The following is an 18918-nucleotide window of genomic DNA, read 5'->3' on the forward strand; positions in this document are numbered from 1 at the left end:
TCGCCTTTACTGCTTTTTGCTGGCGGTAACGACCGGAACGGCAGACAGGGAGGCATAGCGGACAGAAAGACGAGTTTGTTATTGATGTTTTAACAAGGAAGTGTCGTGATGGATGATTTCGACGCCAAACCCGACGAGACAATCCACCGTATCACGCCGACCGGCAAGCTTCTGTATGTGGTCCCTTCATGTGAAGACAACGCTTTATCCGACACTGCTTGCCTCGTTCAGGACATGCGTCATTATTGGCAGGGTCTGCGCCGGAATGCTTCGGTTCCATTTCGCGCACAGGTCACGCGCGAAGATATGGCCGGCATGCTTGATCATGCCTTCCTTATCGAACGTCTCGCCCCCGGTATGGCGCGTTTCCGGCTTGTCGGACAGCACCTTATGGATCTGATGGGAATGGAACTGCGCGGCATGCCATTCTGCTCATTGATGAACAGGGATTCCCGCAAAACGATTTGCCATCTGACGGAAACCGTTTTCAGGGCTCCGCAGATCGCGGAGATGCGGATAACCTCACCCGCAACCCATAACTGCCCGGAAATTTCGGGGCCATTGCTTCTATTGCCCCTGAAATCCGATCTTGACGATGTGTCGCGCGCGCTTGGCTGCCTGGTAACCAAAGGCGGGATCGGTTCGGCGCCGCGACGTTTCGATCTGCAGGGAACGAAACTCGATCCGATCATTCCCGGCGCGGAAATCCTGCAGCCCTGGGCGCTTACCGACCCGGTGTCCGGTTGAAGCGTCAGCCTTTATCCCGCCAGCGATAAATCCCGGCAGATGCAGGCGTATCACGGCCAAGCGACGATATCATGATTTCGTCTTCCTGCTGAAATCCCAGATTCCGCAGAATCCGCACCGAAGCCGGATTGTCCGAAAACACCTCGGCCCGCAATTCCCGAGGGGCGAAGCGCAGGATATATTCGTCCAGAAATGCCGAGACCGCCTCTTGTCCCAATCCCTGCCCAGCAAGTTCCGGGTCAAGGAAATAGGCGATCGAGGCCGGCTCTCCGGGCAAAATCCCGACAGTACCGGCAACCCGATCCTTATACCGTATGACCAGCCGCATTGGCGGGATCAACATCTCTTCGGTGAAGATCGCCGCCACCTCGTCCCGGGTCATATCCGGCGAAAAGCGCAGCAACATTCGCGCCACTTCGGGTCTGGTTACAATCCGATGCAAAGCGGGAAGATCCTGATCGGTAAAGCCGTCAATCCGCAGCCTCGATGTCGTCAACGAAAATCCGTGATGCCTGGCAAACCCGGTTTTGGTAAGCTCCATTGAGGTCGCCGGCATCTCTCGCGCCAATGCATGAGACCACGCGGTAACCTGCCCTGCCGGACGAAATCCCAGACGGTGCAGAAGACGTTCGGATTTTTTATTTCCGTCAAGGTAAACGGCGCCCATTTTCGTCGCGCCGGTCAGAAAATAACGGCTCACACCTAAAATGGCCGCCCGAAATGCGACTCCCTTGCCGTGAAATTCAGGCATAAGCCAGATACCGAAGCTTTCAGCGGCCCGCAGCATGCCGATAAGCCTGCCATTGTTGCGGATCGCATATTCATCCGCGCCCGCCTCGGCGACGAAACGGACCGCGTCGTCGAAACCGTATGGCTGCGGAACGGATGTCAGCCAATCGCTGATCGTCCTGTCCTGCATCGCCCGGGCGATATCGTCGCAATCCTCTGGATAAGGCCGGCCAAGTTCGATGCGATCCGGCATGATGTCAGGCTGCGGGAACAATGCAGACGGCCCCGTCGCGTGCAGAGAGGGCAATTTCCCCTCGGACAAGGCGCAATGCATCCTGCCCGAACATCTCTGCCCGCCAACCCTTCAATGCGGGCAGATCGCGCTCACCAGTGGCCAGCGAATCCAGATCCGCCGCCGACGCGATCAGTTTGGACGCAACGCCCAACTCATCCGCCTTCGCCTTCAACAGAACCCGCAAAAGCTCGGACAGGGCCGGATTTCCCGGCTTGCCGGGTTCCTCGCGCTTTGGCTGCGGCAGGTCCCGCGCGCCAAGGCCGGCCTTCACCGCGGAAAGAATTCCCTGAGCAATCTCGCCCTTCCGGGCCTCCCGCGGCAAAAGGCGCGACCGGTTCAGTTCGGCTTCCGTTTCGGGTTTAGTCGAGGCAAGCTCGATCATCGCATCATCCTTGAAGACGCGCGAACGAGGAACATCCTTGCCCTGAGCGTAGGCTTCGCGAAACCGGGCAAGCTCTCGAAGAATCGCCAGGAAGCGCGGAGAATTGCTGCGTGTGCGCACCTTCAGCCAGGCCTCGTCCGGATGGGTCGTATAGGTCTCGGGGTTCTTGAGAATCGCCATTTCCTCTTTGACCCAGCTTTCCCGGCCGCTTCGCGTCAGTTCAGCAGACAGGAATTCATAAATGGCGCGCAAATGAGTCACATCAGCCAATGCGTAGGATTTCTGAGCATCCGACAAGGGCCTACGCGACCAGTCGGTAAAGCGCGAGGACTTGTCCAGATTGGCCCGCACGATCTTGCGCACAAGCGTTTCATACCCGACCTGCTCGCCAAAGCCGCAAACCATGGCGGCGACCTGTGTATCGAAAAGCGGATCGGGGAACAGTCCGGCATCATGATGGAAAATTTCCAGATCCTGCCGGGCGGCATGAAAAACCTTGACCGTCTGCTTGTGGCGGAACAACTCGTAAAGTGGCTCAAGCGACAGACCATCGGCCAGCGGATCGACCAGAACAGCCTCGCCGCCATTATCCTTTGCAGTAGAGGCGGGCGGGATGGCAAGCTGGATCAGGCAGAGCTTCGACCAATAGGTCCGCTCTCGCAGAAATTCGGTGTCGATGGTGACATAAGGAGCGGATTTCGCGGCTTCGACAAAGCGGGCAAGATCCTCGGTTCGTGTAATCGTCGTGATTTCCTGGTGCATCTGGCACTTTCTTGCTTGGGCGGTTCGTCCGCCGGTTGCGGTGGCATACGCCCAAGCCGGAAGAAAGGAAAGTGCCAGATCGGAACATCTTGATGATCGGATTACTCGGCGCCCTGAAGCAGATCGGTAATCCGCCGGACCGAAGCGCGGCGATTCTCGCGGATATCGCCGTTGCTGCGCACTTTCGGATATTGTTCACCGTAACCCTGAACGACCAGGTTTTCCGGCGGAACATCGTAATATTCGCTTAGCGCAAGCGCCACGGACTCGGCACGCCGGTCGGAAAGGGCAAGATTGGTGGCCGATGCGCCAACCGTATCTGTATGACCCTCGATCAGAAAGATCTCGTTGGGATTTTCCTGAATCGTCTCGTGAATGACATTGCCCAGACCCGCGAGCCGGTCTGCCTGTTCGGGCCGGATCGCGGCCGAGCCGGTATCGAAGGTAACGCCCTCGATATCGACCGGAGCAACCAGTGACCGAACCTCGGGAATGTTGCGGATCTGGGCAAGGCTGAAGCGGCGGTCGATATCGGCCTCACGTCGCAGCGCCTCGCGCAGTTCTTCTTCGTTCAGTTGTCCGTCTTGGTATGGCGATGGCGAAATCGGGGCCGGAAGCTCTGCGATATCCACCGGTGCGACCTCCATCGTATCGTCGATCAATGGCGTGCTCTGCCCATCAGGAGAGATCAGCGAGCGGCGCAGAACGCGCAGATCGGCATCACGGATGGTCACGATCTTGCTTCCATCCGCGCGCGTCACGATCGTCCGCGAAGAGCCATCATCGAAATTCTCGGTCGTTACGGTCGATCCCGGCTCGCGCAGCAAGGCGACCTCGTCCTTGATCACCTCCTGACTGCCATCGGGGCGGGTCACGACCACCCGGTCCGGTGTGCTAAGCGCGACTTGACGATTATTGTTCAGCATCGATCCGACAGCCAGCGCTCCCAGCCCCAATACCAGAGCCTTGGTCAGATCGTTATCATGGTCATCGTCATCCGAGCGCCGATCGCGCCAGTTATTCGAGCCGGACCAGCCGTCGCGCAGACTGGTTGCGAAATCCTCACGGGAAGAGCGGCTGTTCTCTCTGGTTACCCTCTGCTCATAAATCCTGCCTCTCCGGCCGCCATCGATCAAGGCTGCCGCATTCGGAATCCCGGCGGCCCTTGCAAATTCCCTGGCAATGGCAGTCTGGGCAGAGCCTTCCTCGGCGACGCGCCGGACGACCTTGCCATTGTCATTCACCCGGTACATCTGCCGCGCAGCCGGCGCCATGACGAAACGGCCATTCTTTTGCCGCTCCAGGACGACGCCGCCCGGCGTGATCGCGGCGCTGCCGTCATTACATGGATAGGCCGCGCCCGACAGGCAGGTCAGCCGGGACTCATCCAGCCCGGATTGAACCTCTTCCCGCAGCACCCTGTTCAGGCCACCCATATTATTCTGACGTTTTTGCGCGACCTCGGATTCAGAAAGCCGGATTCGTCCGTCTTTATTACGCGTGAACAATCTCACTTCACGCGCAGTTTCCCTGTCGCGCTGTTTCCGATCGGCCTTGTTGCTATTTTCCGCCTGTTTTGGCTTATCCCGGTGGGGCTTGTTGGAAGAAGATTTGCCATCGGCTCTCGCCCAGGGTTTATTTTTGAACTTGCCTGAACCATCCTTGTCTTTCCCGTTTTTGGCTTGCCGGGGCCGATCTTCTTTATTCCGTTTTTTTTCTTTGGCATCACCGGATTCGGCCTTTTGGCCCAGCCGCTCCTTAACGCGATCATGGTCTTTCGCGTTCTGCCGGTTTCTCTGCGATTGAGCCTGCTTTTCCTTCCGCTCCGCCTGTTTCTTCTGACGTTCTGCTTGTTTCTTCTGCTGTTTTACCGGCTTTGCCTTGGGCTCGGCCTGCTTATCGCGCCGCAGTTCCAGCTGTTTCTGATTATTCTTTTTGTTCTGGTTCTCCGCGTTCCTGCGCTTCTTTGCAGCATTCCCATTGCCGGGGCCCTTCTGCCGTTTCGCAGCACCTTCTTTAGCATTGCGCTGCTGCTGCCGGGCATTTCCTTCTGGTTTCTTCGAGGTGATCTCCGGGCGTACTTCCTCCGACGCGGCGGGGCGCTGGCGCCTGGGTTCATCCTGTTCCTGTGCCCATGCAAGATGCGGTGTCAAAAGTGAAAGGCAGGCAATGATCGCGGTGCTGTTTTTGATGATCCGGCGCATCGGCATCTCTCGAATACTCGTTTCAGGTTGCGGGCATAACATATTGCGGGTCGGGAAGTTCCGCCGGATGACCTTTTCGTGAGTATCGCCAAAGAAAAAAGGGCGCAGGCCTCGCCTGCGCCCCTGATCATTGCGATCCGACGTGGAGCGAAACTTATATTCCGTCGCCTACAAAGGCTTTTTCAACAACGAATTCCTTCGGTTCGGAATTCGCACCCTCACGCAGACCGAAACCTTCCAGTACCGCTTTTACATCCACGTTAAACGCAAGAGAGCCGCAAATCATCGCCCGGTCCGTTTCCGGAGAAACCGGCGGAAGTCCCAGATCGTCAAGCACCTTGCCCGAGGTCAGGTTATCGGTAATCCGTCCCATCGACGAAGTTTCCTCGCGCGTGGTGGTCGGATAATACAGTAGCCGAGTGGCGAAATCATCACCGTAAAGCTCGCTTAAAAGCGGATCATTCCGAAGATTTTCAACCAGTTCCCGGCCATAGTTCAACTCATCCGCGGTCCTGCAAGTATGCATCATGACAACCTGCTCGTAACGCTCATAGGTTTCAGGATCGCGCATCAGGCTTGCAAAAGGCGCAAGGCCCGTGCCGGTAGCCAGAAACCACAGGCGCTTGCCGGGCAGAAGCGCGTCAAGAACCAGCGTCCCAACGGGTTTGGGTCGCAGGATGATCTCGTCGCCTTCCTTGATATGCTGCAGTTTCGAGGTCAGCGGCCCGTCCGGCACCTTGATCGAGTAGAATTCCAGCTCGTCGTCCCAATTGGGCGAAGCAATGGAATAGGCGCGCAGGATCGGCTTGCCATTATCGCCCGGCAGCCCGATCATCACGAATTCACCCGAACGGAAACGCAGCGAGGCGGGCCGGGTCACGCGGAACGAGAACAGATGATCGTTCCAGTGCTTCACCGCAGTGACGGTTTGCGCGTCAGGCAGGGTTTTCGCGGGTTTCGTCGTTGCGGCCTCGGTCACGGGGATATCCAGCGTCATGTATGAATCCTCAGGTCTTCTAATATTTCTTCATTCCGGGCGAAAGACCCGTCATCCGGCAAGCTGGTCACGATGGTTCCATTCACGCCAATCGGCGCGGGCAATCCATTGCTCCTGCGGTTGTCGCTGGGCGATTTCTGGCGATATTTCCACCTCGTCGAAGCCGACACGCCGCGCCATCGCGTATTGATCCGCGATCAAGCGACCGGATGCCCGCAGCTGACCCTTGTAGCCTAGCGCGCGCAGACGGCGGGCCAGCGAGAAACCGCGCCCGTCACCAACTGCCGGAAAATCGATGGCAATCAGATTGTGATGCAGATGATCCACAAGTTCCTCGGGCTGTGTATCGGGGGCAAAGGTGATCTCGGGTTCGTCCGTCAGTTTATGGAACCCGTCATCACGGACGATGATATTCTCGCTCATGCCGGAACCTTTCCGCGGACCATGCGTCCGCCGATGAAATGAATGCCGCATTCGGTTTTTTGACTTCCCCGCCAACGGCCTGCGCGCGAATCTTCGCCCGGCTTGACGGGCGAGGTGCAGGGTGCGCAGCCGATCGATGCATAGCCTTTGGCAACCAGAGGATGCCGCGGCAGGTTGTTCTCGATCATATATGTCTGCACATCTTCCGGCCTCCAATGCGCCAGCGGATTGACGCGCAGGCGCAGCGGTGGCTCGGGCTCGAAAAATTCAAGCTCGGTCCGCTGTCCACCCTGAAACCGCTTGCGCCCGGTGATCCATGCATCGAAACCATCCAATGCACGTTCCAGCGGAACGGTCTTGCGCAGGTCGCAGCAGGCATCCTGATTGAATTGATGCAAGCTGCCATCAGGATCGAGGCGCGAAACCTCGGATTCGCTTGCGCGGATCACCTGCACATCGGTCAGCCCCAACCGGTCCGCAACCTCACGCTGATATTCCAGCGTTTCGGGAAACAGCATCTGGGTATCGATGAACAGCACCGGCAAACCCGGCGACACGACCGAGACCATATGCAGCAGAACAACCGACTCGGCGCCGAATGATGAGACCAGCGCGACTTTCCCCAGATCGGGATCAGAGACCGCCCGGCGCAGCACTTCGGTCGCTGCGTGGTGCCGGTATCGTTCGTTGAGCCGTCCCGCCCTTGTATCGAGCGATTGATCAAGCATCGACAGTCTCGGGGTAAAGAACAGCCTTGAACGGCGCGGGGCCAAGCCGGCGGTAAGCGTCGATGAAACGCTCGTTTTCGTCCTCGCGAATCTCCAGATAGGCGCGCAGCAAACGGTCGATGGCGGGAACGACCTCTTCAGCGGGGAACCCCGCCCCGGCACGTTGTCCGATGGCCGGAATATCATAACCGTCGCCGCCAAGGGTGATCTGGTAATTCTCTACCCCTGCCCGGTCCAGACCAAGAATGCCGATATGGCCCAGATGGTGATGCCCGCAGGCATTGATGCAGCCCGAGATGCGGATATTCAGTTTGCCGATCTCATCCTCAAGACCAACCGCACGGAAATGCTCGGCGATTTCCTGGGCGATCGGGATCGAGCGTGCCGTCGCCAGCGTGCAGTAATCCATGCCGGGGCAAGCGATGATATCGCTGGTTTTGCCTGCATTGGCAGTCGCAAGACCCGCCTCGCGCAGTGCCAGATAAAGCGCCGGCAGATCGGCTTTATGCACATGCGGCAGAACAACGTTCTGATCGTGGCTGACGCGGATATCGTCATGCCCGTATTTCTCGGCCAGCTCGGCCAACAGGCGCATCTGTTCCGCTGACGCATCGCCCGGCGTTGCCCCCGGCGCCTTGAAGGTCACAATGACACTGGCATAGCCGTCGATCTTGTGAGGATGCAGGTTGGTATCGGTCCAGCTGCGGAAAGCGGGATTGGCAGCGCGTTCGGCCTCGAAACCGTCAACCGCAGCATTGCGGAAGGCAGGTGCGGCGAAACGTTCCCGGAACTCGGCCAGGGCTTCCTGATCCACGCCGTGGAATTCCAGACGACGGAACTTGAAATCGTCCTCCACATCGGCTTTGAACACGTCAAGACCACGTTCGGACACAGTGATCTTGATCCGTGCCTTGTACTTGTTGTCGCGGCGTCCCGTCAGGTTATAGGTCGCAATGATCGCTTCGAGATACGGCAGCAGATCCTGTTCCGGCAGGAAATCGCGGATCACGCTGCCCAGCATCGGCGTCCGGCCAAGGCCGCCGCCCACCCAGACCTCGAAGCCGCGCTGACCGTCCTTCTCGACGATGCGAAGCCCGATATCATGGGCCGGCACAAGCGCGCGGTCACGTTTGCCGCCGGAAATGGCGATCTTGAACTTGCGCGGCAGAAACTGGAATTCGGCATGGTCGGTTGACCATTTCCGGATCAGCTCGGCATAGGGCCGCGGATCGGTGATCTCATCCGCCGCCGCTCCGGCAAATGCGTCGGTGGTGGTGTTGCGGATGGTATTGCCCGAGGTCTGGATCGCATGCAGGTTCACCGAAGCCAGATGGTCCAGCATATCGGGAATTTCGACCAGCTTCGGCCAGTTGAACTGCATATTGGTGCGGGTCGTCCAGTGCCCATAGCCCTTGTCATAATGCTCGGCCAGATAGGCCAGCATCCGCATCTGATCGGGGCTCAATGTGCCATAGGGAATGGCGATCCGCAGCATATAGGCGTGCAATTGCAGATAAACACCGTTCATCAGCCGCAGTGGCCGGAATTCATCTTCGGTCAGGCTGCCGTCCAGACGACGGGCAACCTGCGCGCGGAATTGGGACACGCGGTGACGAACATAATCCGTATCGGAGGGGCGGGCGTCAAACATGGGCTGCCTCGGATTTCTTGGTGGTCTGAATGCCGTGGAAATAATTGGAGGGGCCTTTCTGCCGGAAGGCCTCGCGGAAATGGGTCGGCTCGGGGCCGTTCGGGCCGCGCCTTGCCTCGACCATATACGGACCGACGACCAGATTGTCCTGTCCGATGGCCTTCAAAAGCGCAAGCTCGGCAATTGCCTCATCTTCGTACAAAGTCGCTTGTGCGGGATCGGGCGTCCAGCCATCCTCGCACATCCAGACGTTATGGCCTTCGCGCAGATCGTTCGCGGTAATGACGCCGGGTCTGGCGGCCGTCGGTATGAAGGCTTTACTCATCTCGTGGACCTTTCCGTTGATACTCTCTATATAGAATTTTATTCTGGATCTTTGCGATAGGTTCAGCAAAATAAGAACGAAACGGTCGAAGGGGCATGGGTAATGGAACGTCATTCGCAAGACAGCGCATCAACACAAACATTCGTCCGGCTGGACGAGGTGGATCGCAAAATCCTTTCCCTGCTACAGCAGGACGCCAGCCTGTCTCTGGACCAGATCGCGGATCGGGTCGGCGCGTCCAAGACCCCTGTCTGGAACCGGATCCGCAAGCTGCGCGAGGCGGGCGTGATCCGGCGGCAGGTCGCGATTCTGGACCCCGAGGCACTGGGCCTTGAAGCCTGTTTCTTCGTTCTCATCCGCACCAGCGAGCATGACAGGGAATGGGCCGCGAATTTTCTTCAGGCCCTGCGCGAACGCCCTGAAGTGATCGAGGCGCATCGTCTTGCCGGCGATATCGATTATATCCTGAAAATACAGGTCAGGAATGCCCGCGCCTATGACCGGTTTTACCAATCATTGATCGGCGAGGTGAAAATTCACAATGTCACCGCGCTGCTATCCATGGAAGAAATCAAATCGACGACGGCATTGCCTATTGGTTGACGTGGCGCGATGGCCCGGCGTGACTGAATTGGCGAATTATGGTTTTTTCACGCGCCATAACCTGATCTTCAACCCGCCATGTGCAACGATAGGTCCGGGCGGATGGAATTGCAGGCCGGTTGCGCGGGCCAATCCGGCGTCACTGGTCACGATTCCGATCTCCCATTCCCGGAAATATTCGCGGAACCGCTGCCCCATCGATGCATACAGCCCGAAAAGCGGCCCTTTGTTACCGATCCGGGAACCATAGGGCGGATTGACGATGACGATTCCCGGCGCGCAGTCCGGCGGCGGTAGCAGATCGCTGATCGGCTTGCACTCGAAGCGCACAAGATCCTTGACCCCGGCGCGTTCCGCATTTGCAATACTCATCCTCACGGCACCCGCATCCCGGTCGCTGCCATAAAAGAGCTGCGCCGGGTGTCGCGCATCCGACGCCTGCCGCATGACTTGCCATTTGCCCGGATCGAATACCGCCAGTTTCTCGAAAGCAAAATTGCGATCGCGCCCCGGAGCCAAAGCCACAGCGATCTCGGCCGCCTCGATCACGAACGTGCCCGAACCGCACATGGGATCAAGAACCGTCTGACTGCCGTCATAGCCCATCTCGCGCAGGAACATCGCCGCCATCGTCTCGCGCATGGGAGCCTTGGCGACGGCCTCCTTGTGGCCCCGCTTGTGAAGAGATTCTCCGGTCGTATCAAGGCTGATGGTTGCAAGATCATCCTCGATCCGGAGCTTGACGGTGATCGCCGCTTCCGGGCTGATCGTCGCGCCAAGTTCTTCCCGCAGCGCGCGCTCGATACGCTGTTGGGCTGCGCCGGCATGATAGATACGCGAGGCGCGACAGACCGCTTCAACCTTTACCGGGATATCGGGGCGCAAAACCTTGCCCCAGGCGAATTTGCGCGCGCGCTTGTCCAGTTGCGCCAGATGCAGGGCACGGAAACTGCCGATACGGGCCAATACCCGCGTCGCGCCGCGAAGCATCAGGTTTGCCCGCCATACATCATGCCAATTCCCGTGGATCGTCAGGCCACCAGGCAATATCCCGGGCGTCCAGCCATGTTCGCGCAGTTCAGCCGCCAGCGGCTGTTCCAATCCCGGCGTGGCAGTGATGAAAATCTCGAAGGGCTCGTCATTCATGACGCAGACCTAACCGGATCCGCGTGACTTGGCGAGTGCCTCAACGCATCCGGCGCAACATCCTCAACGCCTGCTTTACCCGCCTTGTGTCAGGCCGGGGTCCATTATTGCGCGGCTGGCCCTTTCCCGGTGTCTGTTTTCGTTTCGAAAGCGCGTCGAAGCCCCTGTTGATGCCCTTGTTCATAAGACTGCGCATGATCAGCCGGATGAACATGTTGATTAGCTGGTTCGCATTCATGGCACCCTCTCAATCGTCTTCGAACAAGTCCTCTGCGGGTTCGTCAGGATCAACATCGTCATCCTCATCCCGTTCGACAAGGGGAACGCGCATCGGCTCGTCCGGAGTACGGGCTTCCAGCAGGCCCGCCGCACGCAATTCGGACAGGCCGGGCAGATCGCGCGCCGATTCCAGTCCGAAATGATCCAGAAAGGTTTCGGTGACGACGAAAGTCGCGGGCCGTCCCGGAGTCATCCGGCGGCGCCCCATCCGCACCCATTCCATCTCTATTAGCTGATCCAGCGTACCACGGCTGACCGCCACGCCCCGGATCTCCTCGATTTCGGCGCGGGTCACCGGCTGGTGATAGGCGATAATGGCCAATGTCTCTGTTGCGGCGCGCGAAAGCCGGCGATGTTCGATGGTTTCGCTTTGCATCAGAAAGCCAAGATCGGCGGCCGTGCGGAAAGCGTAACCATCGCCAATCCGTTCCAGCGAAACACCCCGGCCCTGATAGCGTTGGCGCAGCTTGGCGACAGCCTCGGCGGGATCGCAGCCATGCGGCATCCGTGCGGCCAGATCACGCGTCGTGACAGGTACGGTCGCCGCGAACAGGATCGCTTCGACCATCCGCTCCTGCTGCTCAAGAGGCGGCGGCGGGAAATCGGGCGAATTGGCGGCCTCGCCGATTTCGGGGTCATTCTGGTCACTATCGGTCAAATCGGTCACGTTGGCCTGCGTCGAATGGTAATCGGTGAAAAGGTGTCGTCCTGCCGTATCTCCAGCCTGCCCTCTCTTGCAAGTTCAAGCGTCGCGGCGAAGGTGGCTGCGGTCGCCGAGCGACGGCGCGCGCCCTGCCCCTCCCATCCTTCGGGCAGAAATTCGGACAGGTCGGTCCACTCACCGGCATAGCCAACCATCTTGCGAATCCGTTCAAGCGCCTGTTCCATCGTGAAGACATCGTGACGATCGAAAGCATAGGGGCGAAATTCGTCGCGTGTCTTGAGCCGGGCGTAAGCTCGCATCAGATCGATCAGCCCGGCCTGCCATTCGGTGCGCCGCTTGCGGATCACCGTTTCGGGAATACCCCGCTGAAAACGACTGATCCCCAGCCGGTCACGCCCCATCAACCGCGCCGCCGCCTGCCGCATCGCGTCCAGCCGCTCAAGCTGAAAGGCAAGATGGGCTGCCATATCCTCGGCGCTTGGGCCTTCGGCCTCGGGATCGGGCGGCAGGAGCAGGCGCGATTTGAGGAATGCCAGCCATGCCGCCATGACCAGATAATCGGCGGCCAGCTCAATCCTCAGAACACGGGCCTGCTCGACAAATTTCAGATATTGCTCGGCCAGATGAAGCACCGAGATCTTCATCAGATCGACCTTCTGCGTCCGCGCAAGCGTCAGAAGCAGATCCAGCGGCCCTTCATAGCCATCGACATCGACGATCAGCGATTCTTCGGCGCGACGTTCGGCAACCGCAGAAGCGTCGAACTCGTCCTTCGGAGGCCCGTCCGGGACAGGCGTCAGATAGGGGACGTCTTTTACCGATCTGGCCATGTCAGTTTCCCTTGCATCCGGAAAGACAGGCTCTGCTGTTGCCGCCGACAAGTCAAGTCATGCGGCCGGACCGGACATTCCCGCCCGGCCTGTGCGATCAGAATCCGGCCTTGATCTTCTCGAACTCGGCCAGTTGTTTTTCACGCTGCGCCGGATCGTTCGGTGTCTGGGCAAGAATGGGAACATCCACCGGACTCAGCCCTTCCTTAACCGCTGCTTCATCCTTGATCGTCTCCATCGCCTCGGTCGATGTATGACCGTAGCCGATCTCGTCCAGCAGCGCCTTGCCGGTGCCGGCATCAAGCCATGCATTGATGAAATCGTAAAGCTTTTCCTCGTTACCCGGGCCGTTCTTGATATTCACGAAGCCGCAGAAAAAGGTCGAGGATCCCTCTTCGGCCTCTCGCTGAAATGCCACGGGATAATCATCGGCCCGCAGATAGGTCACGCCATCATTCCACGACCATGCGATATCCACGGCTCCCGAAGCCATCAGTTGCGCCTGTTCGCTCGGGTCCGCCCAATAGGCCGCGACATTCTGATGAGCCTCGCGCAGCCAGTCGGCGGCTGCCTGAAACTGCTCGTCGCTGACATCGGTCCAGTCCGCCGTACCGGTTGCAAGATAGGCCAGCGCCCAGACATCATCCGATGAATCCGGCAAAGAGGTCCGCCCCTGATATTTCGGGTCAATGAAGACTTGCAAACTCACTACATCCTCGGCCGGGACGGTATCCGGATTATAGGCAACGGCGGTCGCGCCCCAATCGGTCGGGATGTACCAGACGCCCTCGTCATCCTTGTAGACCTCGGAATCAAGGAATTTCGGATCGATCTTGTCGAAATTCGGAATTTTGGACGTGTCCCAGGGCTCGATCAGCCCGGCATCGCGATATTTACTGACCATCTGACTGCAGGGATGGACGGTATCGGCCTTGAAACCCGAAGCGATCTTCTGAAATGCCTCGTCATCGTCGCCGTAAAGCGCGAAGGTCGGACTATCGCCATTCTTGTCGACATATCCCTGAAACAAGGCCGGCACCTCGAATCCGGCCCAGTCGAATACGGTCAATTCCGGATCGGCGGCAAATACCGGCCCCGCGATGGCAGAGGCCAGAATGGTCGTCGTTAAAAAGCGCATATGAAAGGCTCCTGTCAGCAGCGGTCTGATCCGACGCTAGCCGGGGCAATCTTCCCGCGCAAGCGAATCGTTCAACGCATGCGCAGCGCCCCGTCGAGTCGCATTACCTCGCCGTTCAGATAGCCACTTTCGACGATGAATGCCGCCATACGGGCATATTCCGCAGGATCGCCAAGCCGTTTGGGAAAGGTCACTTCGGCCGCGAGACTGTCCTGAACCTCTTGCGGCAATCCGCGCAGCATCGGGGTGCTGAAAATACCCGGAGCGATGGTGCAGACGCGGATCCCCTGCCCGGCAAGGTCACGGGCCAGCGGAAGCGTCATTCCTGCGATCCCGGCCTTCGATGCGGCATAGGCCGCCTGCCCCTTCTGGCCATCGAAGGCCGCGATTGATGCGGTGTTGATGATTACGCCGTTTTCCTCGCGTTGATTGCGGCTCATTTGGGCGGCGGCAAGGCGCAGCACATTGAAACTGCCGATCAGGTTGATCTCGATCGTGCGGCGGAAACTGTCCAGCCGGTGCGGACCCTCCCGGCCCAGCGTCCTTTCACCAATGGCAATGCCTGCGCAATTCACGCAGATATCCACGCCACCCATGGTTTCGACCGCTTCCGAGATCGCCGAAGCCACGCTTTCTTCATCCGTCACATCGCAGCGCAGATATCCCGCACCCGTTTCGGCCGCGGTTTCTGCGCCCTTCTCATCCAGATCCAATATCAGAACCTGTGCACCGCAATCGCGGAAATGCCGGACCGTCGCCGCCCCCAGACCCGACGCACCACCGGTTACGATTGCGCGTGCATGAGACAATTCCATCTTATCCTCCCCCTCTGGACGGCTTGCGGAATCCCTGAAATTCCGTGACATCCCTGATTTGTTCCGGCAGATCCCTGCCCCGATTATCCCGCCGGTATACGGGCGCCGCAGCTTACCGATCAAGCATCTCGGGACCGCCCGCGATCTTCGGATCGATCTTGCCGATCGCTTCCTCATCCTTGCCCGCGTAGTCCACCGCATTCAGCACCGTTTGAATCGCCGCGATACGCGCCCGGCGCTTGTCGTCCGAGCGGATCACGGTCCAGGGCGCGACAGGAGAATGCGACAGGCTGAGCGTTTCGGTGATGGCCTTGGTATATTCATCCCATTTACCAAGGCCATCCACATCGATATTCGAGAGTTTCCATTGCTTCAACGGATCGCTTTCCCGGTCGAGAAAGCGTTGCAACTGCTCGGCCCGACCGACATTCAGCCAAAGCTTGACCAGTACGACGCCGTCATCGACCAATGTCTGCTCGAAACCCGGAAGCTGGCGGAAAAACGCATTCCACTGATCGTCCGTGCAGAAGTCGAAGACCCTTTCGACCACACCGCGATTGTACCAGCTTCGGTCAAACAACGCGATTTCGCCCGCGGCAGGCAGCCAATCCACATAACGCTGAAAATACCACTGCCCGGCTTCGCGTCCGGTCGGCTTCGGCAGGGCGACGATATAGGCAGAGCGCGGGTTCAGGTTTTCGCGTATCCGCTCAATCGTGCCGCCCTTCCCGGCGGCGTCACGCCCCTCGAACAGGACCACCACCCGTTTGCCGGTGGCTTGCACGTCATGCATCATCCGGACAAGCTGAAGCTGCAATTGCTTCATCTGGTCCTTGTAATCGCCTTTCTCCATCTCGGCGCGATAAGGATAGGCAGGATCGAGAACCTTGTCCTTGCCGGCCCCCTTGATGGATTTGCGGATTTCCTTTGGCGCCTTTCTGGCAAGATATCTGCTGATCTGACCGACCAGCGGCAGTTCGGGCATCTCGGACATGGTCAGTCCCTTCCGATCAGGTTCATGTCGTAATGGGTCGTCTGGTAGATTTCGTTGATCCAGTTCCCGTAAAGCAGATGCGCATGGCTGCGCCAGCGATTTGCAGGCATGCGCGACGGATCGTCATCGGGATAGTAATTGCAGGGCACATTGATCGATTTGCCCGTCTTGACGTCGCGGTCATATTCTTCCTTCAGCGTGATGCTGTCATATTCCAGATGGTTGAAGATATAGAGTGCCCGATGCGCCCGGTCTTCAAGCAAACAGGGACCGACCTCTTCGCTGGCAAGCAAGGTCGCCAATTCGGAAATCGCGTTGACCTCGGATTGCCGCACTTCGGTCCAGCGGCTGACGGGGACCAGAACATCGTCGGAAAAGCCGCGCAGATAGGGTGAGGCCGGAGCAAGGTTCTGATGCCGGAAACACCCGAAGGCCTTACCGTCCAGCATATGTTTCTGAAGACCGTGGAAATGCCAGGCCATGGCCATTCCACCCCAGCAGACGCCAAAGGTGGAGTGGACATGGGTTTGCGTCCAGTCGAAGACCCGGCGCAACTCGTCCCAATAGGTGACATCCCCGAAATCCAGATGCTCGATCGGAGCACCGGTAATGATCAGCCCGTCAAACTTCTCGCCGGTCTGCTCGACCTCCCGGAAGGTGCGATAGAAGCTTTTCATGTGATCGGCGGCGGTATTGCGGCTTTCATGGTCCGACATGCGGATAAGCTGAAAGTCGATCTGCAGGGGCGTCGCGCCGATCAGCCGGGCGAACTGGTTCTCGGTCTGGATCTTCTTGGGCATCAGGTTCAGCAGGCCAATGCGCAGGGGCCGGATATCCTGCATTGCCGCCCGCCCCGGCGACATCACCATCACGCCTTCTTCCGACAGGATGCGATATGCGGGAAGATCTTCGTTCAGGGTGATGGGCATTCTTCTTTTTCCTTATTCCTTGCGATCAATGGCACGGGCGATCAACATGTCGAAATCGTCCGCGTTCCGTATCTCTTTGACCTCATCGGCAAAGACCGTCACACCGCGCCGGGCCATCGCGGCGTAGCGCGGCTGGCGATGGGCCAGCGCACGGGCATAGGTCCAGCGGATGAAATCATCGGGATTGATCGGAGGCTGATGCGTGCTGCAATATTCCTTCCATGCCGCAACAAGAAACTCCGGCTGGTAATACATCGGCTTCGGCGCCCGGTCGAAACGGCGGATCAGTTCGGATGTATGTGCCTCCGATCCTTGAATCCAGACCAGCAGCATCTGGTTTTCGATGACCGACAGCACCGGCTCCGCGGGATCATCCGGGTCCACCACCTCGCAGACCGAACCGCTGGTGTCGCAAATGAAATGATCGTATCCGTAGATTTCCTGCGCCCGCTGAATGAAATGGCCGCTATCCAGCATTGCGGCAATCTCGGCCTGGCGATGCTGCTCCTGGCGCTTCATGTATTCATCGAAATCCAGCCCGCCCTGCGCCGGATCGCCGGGTTTGCCAAGATAGGTAGAAAGCGGCGCCAGATTATCGAAGGTGATATTGCTGGCGATATAGACACCATCACTCATCAGCAATTCACGCAGCAGGGGAACCTGCATGGCGTGGCGCTTGAATTCGTCGGTGATCTTCTCGCCCATGTAGCGGGTGCCGATGCGGTAATCGACGGAATAATGAAACCAATCGCCGGTATCGCGCAGCATGGATGAAAGAAATGTCTTGCCCAGCCCGGACATACCGAACAACGCAACGCGCTTGCTGGCAGATGCAAGCCAGTCTTTTCCGGTCTTGTAGATCATGTCCCGCCTTTCCTTGACCAGCGCATAGGTAATGCGGGGACCGCCCAGAGGAAAGGGGGGAGTGCATGGCGCACCATATCTCACCGTTTGGCTATTGGCGAAATATTTACCTCTCCAGGCTATGCCGGAAAAACATCGTCCCGCCGGAGAATTCACATGCCGATCCTGTCATTTACAACACAACGGAAACCGCGCTTGCCGGGATGGATGGCGGAAGCGGCACTTGCCAATGCCATCGACGCCGTCGTCATCATCGATCGCCGGAACGACGTCATCTTTTTCAACCGCGCGGCAGAACTGCTGTGGGGTTATTCGGCCAGGGAAGTTCTTGGAAAGAATGTCCGTATGCTGGTTCCCAAACATTTCCAGGCCGGACATGACGAGTATGTCGACTCCAACCGGCGGACGGGAAACGACAAGATCGTGGGTTCCAGCCGCGACCTGAAACTGGTCCGGCGGGATGGCAGCGAAGTGACGGTATCTCTTGCGCTCTCCAAGATGCCGGTTGGCGGCAGCTGGGCCTATGCGGCGTTCATCCGCAACATTTCGCAGGAATACGATGCCCTCGACCGGCTTCTCGGCCGGGCCAGCGGAAGCGCAAAAGAGTTGATGGCAGGCTGCAGTGAAATGAGCAAGGCGATCGCCCATGTCAGCGAGAGCGCGGCGCAACAGGCTTCGGCGGCGCGACAGGCAAGCACCTCAACTGAAGAAATGGCGACGAATATCCGTCAATGTGCCGACAATGCCGCGCAGACCGAAGCCATCGCCGCCCGTTCCCTGAAGCAGGCCATATCCGCCACGCGGGTCGTGGAAGAGGCCGTATCCGCGATGAGCGCCATCACCGAGAAGATCGGGATCGTGCAGGACATCGCCCGGCAGACCGACCTCCTTGCGCTGAATGCCGGGGTCGAGGCGGCGCGCGCGGGGATACATGGCCGCGGTTTCGCAATCGTCGCAACCGAAGTACGACGCCTGGCAGAGCGTAGCCAGGAAGCCGCAAATGAGATCGTTGCGCTTTCGCGGATTACGGTAGAGGCATCGGGCAAGGCAAGATCGGAACTAAGCGTATTGATCCCGGAATTTCAGCGAACAAGCGATCTGGTTCAGGAAATTTCCTCGGCCACCAAAGAACAAAGGGCGGGATCAGAACAGATCAACGCCGCGATCGGCCAACTTGATCAGATCATCCAGGCCAATGCAGTGGCGGCAAGGAAGGCGGAATCAACGACAGGCATGCTGGCCGGCAATACTCAGGACCTGATCTCGCTGATCGGCGATTTCCGCGACGCGGAAGGCAATATCAGACGCACAGATAATGAGCCTGCCAGACGACTGGTCCGAACCCCGATCCAACCGCCAGAAGGCAGCCTGCCTGACGCAGACATGCAATGCGCTTAACCAACGCGACGCTAG

General features: G+C 58.7%; 20 protein-coding genes. 4 read left to right on the forward strand and 16 right to left on the reverse strand.

All coding sequences use genetic code 11. The features are described 5' to 3' along the window. The first annotated feature begins 108 nt into the window (after window positions 1-108). Complete coding sequence (locus Q0601_RS08660; RefSeq protein ID WP_305289180.1) at window positions 109-747, forward strand: PAS domain-containing protein; 639 nt, start codon at window positions 109-111, stop codon at window positions 745-747. 4 nt (window positions 748-751) lie between these two features. On the opposite strand, the gene Q0601_RS08665 is transcribed toward Q0601_RS08660, so the two are convergent. The 3 genes from Q0601_RS08665 to Q0601_RS08675 all read right to left on the reverse strand — a co-directional run bounded on the left by Q0601_RS08665 (window position 752) and on the right by Q0601_RS08675 (window position 4423). After that, window positions 752-1729: a GNAT family N-acetyltransferase gene (locus Q0601_RS08665; protein WP_305289182.1), complete on the reverse strand. Its 978-nt coding sequence runs from the start codon at window positions 1727-1729 to the stop codon at window positions 752-754. 4 nt (window positions 1730-1733) lie between these two features. Further along, the gene (gene rnd, locus Q0601_RS08670) at window positions 1734-2903 is read right to left on the reverse strand and encodes a ribonuclease D (protein WP_305289487.1); all 1170 of its coding nucleotides are present in this window, start codon (window positions 2901-2903) and stop codon (window positions 1734-1736) included. A 113-nt stretch (window positions 2904-3016) separates the two neighbouring features. After that, on the reverse strand, window positions 3017-4423 hold the full coding sequence (locus Q0601_RS08675; protein ID WP_305289184.1) for an OmpA family protein: 1407 nt from the start codon (window positions 4421-4423) through the stop codon (window positions 3017-3019). A 174-nt stretch (window positions 4424-4597) separates the two neighbouring features. Here Q0601_RS08675 and Q0601_RS08680 point away from each other — a divergent pair, with 174 nt between their 5' ends. Beyond that, entirely contained in the window at window positions 4598-5074 is a 477-nt protein-coding gene (locus tag Q0601_RS08680) for a hypothetical protein (protein ID WP_305289186.1), read from the forward strand. 199 nt (window positions 5075-5273) lie between these two features. On the opposite strand, the gene Q0601_RS08685 is transcribed toward Q0601_RS08680, so the two are convergent. The 5 genes from Q0601_RS08685 to Q0601_RS08705 are packed head-to-tail and all read right to left on the reverse strand — an operon-like array spanning window position 5274 to window position 9243. Continuing rightward, window positions 5274-6116, reverse strand: a complete 843-nt coding sequence (locus Q0601_RS08685; protein WP_305289188.1) for a ferredoxin--NADP reductase — start codon at window positions 6114-6116, stop codon at window positions 5274-5276. A gap of 51 nt (window positions 6117-6167) precedes the next feature. Beyond that, complete coding sequence (locus tag Q0601_RS08690; RefSeq protein WP_305289189.1) at window positions 6168-6539, reverse strand: DUF934 domain-containing protein; 372 nt, start codon at window positions 6537-6539, stop codon at window positions 6168-6170. Further along, a complete protein-coding gene (locus Q0601_RS08695; protein ID WP_305289191.1) occupies window positions 6536-7267 on the reverse strand; it encodes a phosphoadenylyl-sulfate reductase in 732 nt (243 codons plus the stop codon). The genes Q0601_RS08690 and Q0601_RS08695 overlap by 4 nt, the downstream gene beginning before the upstream one ends. Then, entirely contained in the window at window positions 7260-8918 is a 1659-nt protein-coding gene (locus tag Q0601_RS08700) for a nitrite/sulfite reductase (protein WP_305289194.1), read from the reverse strand. Before Q0601_RS08700 ends, Q0601_RS08695 begins: the two co-directional genes overlap by 8 nt. Then, complete coding sequence (locus tag Q0601_RS08705; protein ID WP_119750321.1) at window positions 8911-9243, reverse strand: DUF2849 domain-containing protein; 333 nt, start codon at window positions 9241-9243, stop codon at window positions 8911-8913. Before Q0601_RS08705 ends, Q0601_RS08700 begins: the two co-directional genes overlap by 8 nt. Window positions 9244-9345: 102 nt before the next feature. Between Q0601_RS08705 and Q0601_RS08710 the strand changes: the two genes are divergently transcribed. Further along, window positions 9346-9846: an Lrp/AsnC family transcriptional regulator gene (locus Q0601_RS08710; protein ID WP_119750319.1), complete on the forward strand. Its 501-nt coding sequence runs from the start codon at window positions 9346-9348 to the stop codon at window positions 9844-9846. Window positions 9847-9882: 36 nt separating this feature from the next. Here Q0601_RS08710 and Q0601_RS08715 read toward each other — a convergent pair whose 3' ends face one another. From Q0601_RS08715 to Q0601_RS08750, 8 genes are all read right to left on the reverse strand, one after another. Continuing rightward, entirely contained in the window at window positions 9883-10992 is a 1110-nt protein-coding gene (locus Q0601_RS08715) for a THUMP domain-containing class I SAM-dependent RNA methyltransferase (protein WP_305289198.1), read from the reverse strand. A gap of 247 nt (window positions 10993-11239) precedes the next feature. Continuing rightward, a complete protein-coding gene (gene scpB, locus Q0601_RS08720; protein WP_370656111.1) occupies window positions 11240-11929 on the reverse strand; it encodes an SMC-Scp complex subunit ScpB in 690 nt (229 codons plus the stop codon). Between the two features lie 5 nt (window positions 11930-11934). Then, window positions 11935-12765 (reverse strand): segregation and condensation protein A, encoded by an 831-nt coding sequence (locus Q0601_RS08725; RefSeq protein ID WP_305289200.1) that lies wholly within the window; start codon window positions 12763-12765, stop codon window positions 11935-11937. Window positions 12766-12862: 97 nt separating this feature from the next. After that, entirely contained in the window at window positions 12863-13903 is a 1041-nt protein-coding gene (locus Q0601_RS08730; RefSeq protein ID WP_305289202.1) for an ABC transporter substrate-binding protein, read from the reverse strand. Window positions 13904-13974: 71 nt separating this feature from the next. Next, window positions 13975-14718 carry an SDR family oxidoreductase gene (locus tag Q0601_RS08735; RefSeq protein ID WP_305289204.1) on the reverse strand — a complete coding sequence of 248 codons (744 nt, stop codon included), beginning with the start codon at window positions 14716-14718 and terminating at the stop codon, window positions 13975-13977. Window positions 14719-14830: 112 nt separating this feature from the next. Next, the gene (gene ppk2 / locus Q0601_RS08740) at window positions 14831-15712 is read right to left on the reverse strand and encodes a polyphosphate kinase 2 (RefSeq protein WP_305289206.1); all 882 of its coding nucleotides are present in this window, start codon (window positions 15710-15712) and stop codon (window positions 14831-14833) included. A gap of 2 nt (window positions 15713-15714) precedes the next feature. Next, complete coding sequence (locus Q0601_RS08745) at window positions 15715-16641, reverse strand: homoserine O-succinyltransferase (RefSeq protein WP_305289208.1); 927 nt, start codon at window positions 16639-16641, stop codon at window positions 15715-15717. A gap of 12 nt (window positions 16642-16653) precedes the next feature. After that, window positions 16654-17505 carry an ATPase gene (locus Q0601_RS08750; RefSeq protein ID WP_305289210.1) on the reverse strand — a complete coding sequence of 284 codons (852 nt, stop codon included), beginning with the start codon at window positions 17503-17505 and terminating at the stop codon, window positions 16654-16656. A 156-nt stretch (window positions 17506-17661) separates the two neighbouring features. Here Q0601_RS08750 and Q0601_RS08755 point away from each other — a divergent pair, with 156 nt between their 5' ends. After that, window positions 17662-18903 carry a methyl-accepting chemotaxis protein gene (locus tag Q0601_RS08755; protein WP_305289212.1) on the forward strand — a complete coding sequence of 414 codons (1242 nt, stop codon included), beginning with the start codon at window positions 17662-17664 and terminating at the stop codon, window positions 18901-18903. Window positions 18904-18918 lie beyond the last annotated feature (15 nt).

This window comes from Paracoccus wurundjeri (genome assembly GCF_030678915.1).
Classification (GTDB): domain Bacteria; phylum Pseudomonadota; class Alphaproteobacteria; order Rhodobacterales; family Rhodobacteraceae; genus Paracoccus; species Paracoccus onubensis_A.

Excerpts from the sequence above, each read along its gene's own strand:
- Q0601_RS08750 (WP_305289210.1), bottom strand. The coding sequence starts at position 17,505 with ATGATCTACAAGACCGGAAAAGACTGGCTTGCATCTGCCAGCAAGCGC.
- Q0601_RS08715 (WP_305289198.1), bottom strand. The coding sequence starts at position 10,992 with ATGAATGACGAGCCCTTCGAGATTTTCATCACTGCCACGCCGGGATTG.
- Q0601_RS08705 (WP_119750321.1), bottom strand. The coding sequence starts at position 9,243 with ATGAGTAAAGCCTTCATACCGACGGCCGCCAGACCCGGCGTCATTACC.
- Q0601_RS08730 (WP_305289202.1), bottom strand. The coding sequence starts at position 13,903 with ATGCGCTTTTTAACGACGACCATTCTGGCCTCTGCCATCGCGGGGCCG.
- Q0601_RS08700 (WP_305289194.1), bottom strand. The coding sequence starts at position 8,918 with ATGTTTGACGCCCGCCCCTCCGATACGGATTATGTTCGTCACCGCGTG.
- Q0601_RS08685 (WP_305289188.1), bottom strand. The coding sequence starts at position 6,116 with ATGACGCTGGATATCCCCGTGACCGAGGCCGCAACGACGAAACCCGCG.
- Q0601_RS08755 (WP_305289212.1), top strand. The coding sequence starts at position 17,662 with ATGCCGATCCTGTCATTTACAACACAACGGAAACCGCGCTTGCCGGGA.
- Q0601_RS08745 (WP_305289208.1), bottom strand. The coding sequence starts at position 16,641 with ATGCCCATCACCCTGAACGAAGATCTTCCCGCATATCGCATCCTGTCG.
- Q0601_RS08660 (WP_305289180.1), top strand. The coding sequence starts at position 109 with ATGGATGATTTCGACGCCAAACCCGACGAGACAATCCACCGTATCACG.
- ppk2 (WP_305289206.1), bottom strand. The coding sequence starts at position 15,712 with ATGTCCGAGATGCCCGAACTGCCGCTGGTCGGTCAGATCAGCAGATAT.
- Q0601_RS08710 (WP_119750319.1), top strand. The coding sequence starts at position 9,346 with ATGGAACGTCATTCGCAAGACAGCGCATCAACACAAACATTCGTCCGG.
- Q0601_RS08665 (WP_305289182.1), bottom strand. The coding sequence starts at position 1,729 with ATGCCGGATCGCATCGAACTTGGCCGGCCTTATCCAGAGGATTGCGAC.
- Q0601_RS08695 (WP_305289191.1), bottom strand. The coding sequence starts at position 7,267 with ATGCTTGATCAATCGCTCGATACAAGGGCGGGACGGCTCAACGAACGA.
- Q0601_RS08690 (WP_305289189.1), bottom strand. The coding sequence starts at position 6,539 with ATGAGCGAGAATATCATCGTCCGTGATGACGGGTTCCATAAACTGACG.
- Q0601_RS08725 (WP_305289200.1), bottom strand. The coding sequence starts at position 12,765 with ATGGCCAGATCGGTAAAAGACGTCCCCTATCTGACGCCTGTCCCGGAC.
- Q0601_RS08735 (WP_305289204.1), bottom strand. The coding sequence starts at position 14,718 with ATGGAATTGTCTCATGCACGCGCAATCGTAACCGGTGGTGCGTCGGGT.